Annotated in this window: 4 protein-coding genes; all 4 read left to right on the top strand. The window is 33.8% G+C overall.

Annotated elements, in window-relative coordinates:
- Positions 1 to 343: hypothetical protein (locus F6K22_RS39065; protein WP_293110340.1), on the top strand; the 343-nt coding region annotated here is incomplete at its 5' end.
- 315 nt (positions 344 to 658) lie between these two features.
- On the top strand, positions 659 to 919 hold the full coding sequence (locus tag F6K22_RS39060; protein ID WP_293110338.1) for a DEAD/DEAH box helicase family protein: 261 nt from the start codon (positions 659 to 661) through the stop codon (positions 917 to 919).
- 9 nt (positions 920 to 928) lie between these two features.
- Positions 929 to 1,609, top strand: coding sequence for a helicase-related protein (locus tag F6K22_RS39055; RefSeq protein ID WP_293110336.1), 681 nt, complete (start codon positions 929 to 931; stop codon positions 1,607 to 1,609).
- Positions 1,610 to 1,928: 319 nt separating this feature from the next.
- Positions 1,929 to 2,280: hypothetical protein (locus tag F6K22_RS39050; protein WP_293110334.1), on the top strand; the 352-nt coding region annotated here is incomplete at its 3' end.

Raw genomic sequence — 2,280 nt, 5'->3', positions numbered from 1 at the left:
TTCTCAAACTTTAAGGGAATGGACGGCAGAAAGTGAGATTAATTTTCATAGTATTGCAGTTGGTTCTGATACTAAGGTTGGGAAAAATAAGAGAAAATCTAAAAATGATGATATGACGGATATTACAGTTAATGATTTAGCTTTTCCTCCTACAACTAATGCTCAAGATATTATTGAATCTTATCATGCTTTTAATTCCTCTCAACCCCCCTTTGAAAGGAGGGAGGAAGAAAAAGAAAAAGTGCCTTTGAAAAGAGGGAAAGAAGAAAAAGAAAAAGTATCCTCGAAAAGGGGAGATAAATTTGAAGTCCCCCTTACCGAAAAATTAATAATTAATAATTAATAATTAAATAATTCGCGCCTTGAAGCCTCCCCTTGGATAGTGGAAAACAAAGAAAATATTCCTTATATTCAATCCTCTCGGTTTTAACCTTCTTGTAATTATCAATTATCCATTATCCATTAATGAAAAAGGGGGATTTAGGGGGATTATTAACTGTTATTTTTTCTACTTATCAATCTATTCAAGCAATATCTGAAGCTCAAAAAATTGGTTTATACCAGTTTTATATGAGGTTGCATAGAATTTGAAATTCATTAAATCGATCTATATCTATCTACACTTACCTGCGGTCAATTATGCTTGAAATATTATTCTATGCAGCTTCATTTCAATTTGGTATTACCAGAATTGGATTTAATTATCTGTGATGAGGCACATAGAACTACAGGGGTAACTATTGCGGGAACGGATGAATCTTATTTTGTGAAGGTTCATAATCAAGATTTTATTAAGGTTAAAAAACGGCTTTATATGACAGCAACTCCGAAACTTTATAGTGATGATACTAAAGTTCAAGCGAGGGAAAATGATGCTTTTTTATGTTCGATGGATGATTTGGATATTTACGGTCAATAATTTCATCGTTTGGGTTTTGGTGAAGCTGTTAGTACGGGTTTATTAACTGATTATAAGGTGATGGTTTTGGCAGTTGATGAAAAATTTGTTAGTGCTACTTTTCAACAACAGTTAGCTGATGCTAATAATGAGTTAAATTTGGATGATGCTGTAAAAATTGTTGGTTGTTGGAATGGTTTATCAAAACGTTTACTTAAGGATGCGACTGGGGAGGAAATAGAAGATAATTATCCGATGAAGCGGGCGGTTGCTTTTTCCCGGAGTATTAAAGATTCCCAAAAAATTGTCAAATTATTCACCGATCTTATTCAGCAATATCAACAGTTAAATCCTGATGATGAGGAATTTTTACAATGTGAATTAACTCATGTTGATAGTACACAAAATTCTTTGGAAAGAAATGACAAATTAGAATGGTTAAAAGCTGACACTAATACTCAAGAAAATATCTGTCGCATTTTGTCTAATGCGCGGTGTTTATCGGAAGGGGTGGATGTTCCGGCGTTGGATGCGGTTATTTTTCTTACTCCTCGAAACTCTGTGGTGGATGTGATTCAGTCTCTGGGGAGAGTGATGCGGAAAGCTGAGGGGAAAAAGTATGGTTATATTATTTTACCTGTGGGTATTCCGGCAGATATTTCTCCTGATGTGGCTTTAAAGGATAATGAAAAATATAAGGTAATTTGGTAACTTTTACAGGCATTACGGGCACATGACGATCGGTTTAATGATACTGTTAATAAAATAGATTTGAATAAACGCCGTCCTGAACAAGTTAGTATTGTGGGAGTTGGTGTTCATTAATGGATAATGGATAATGGATAATGGATAATTACCTCTCCCTAAAAGAGAGAGGATTGGCTAAAAGGAAAAGATTTATTTTTTCCCCTATCCAAGGGGAGGCTTCAAGGCGCGAATTATTTAATTATTTAATTGTTTAATTATTAATTATTTCGGTAAGGGAAAAGATAATTTTGCGGGTACAAATGTAGATAGTTCCTATAAACAATTGGAGTTAAACTTAAATTTTCCTGTGGAAGAATGGCGAGATGCTATTTATGCGAAGATTGTTGTTAAATGTGGTAATCGTCCTTATTGGGAAGATTGGGCAAAAGATGTGGCGAAAATTGCTGAAAATCATATTTCTAGAATTAAAGGTTTATTGGTAGGGGCGAATGAAAATTTATCTATAAAACAGGTTTTTGATGATTTTTTAGCAGGGTTACATCAAAATATTAATCCTAATGTAACTGAGGGTGAAGCGATTGAAATTTTGTCTCAACATTTAATTACTAAACCTGTTTTTGATGCTTTGTTTGAAGGGTATGAGTTTACTAAGTTTAATCCGGTTTCTCAGACGA

The sequence above is a fragment of the Okeania sp. SIO2F4 genome, from assembly GCF_010672385.1.
Taxonomy (GTDB): domain Bacteria; phylum Cyanobacteriota; class Cyanobacteriia; order Cyanobacteriales; family Microcoleaceae; genus Trichodesmium.
Note: the sequence above shows the minus strand (reverse complement) of the source record. Positions and strands in the feature narration are given on the sequence as shown.

Bases quoted from the DNA above. Each gene is read 5' to 3' on its own strand.
- F6K22_RS39060 (WP_293110338.1), top strand. From the start codon at position 659: ATGCAGCTTCATTTCAATTTGGTATTACCAGAATTGGATTTAATTATC.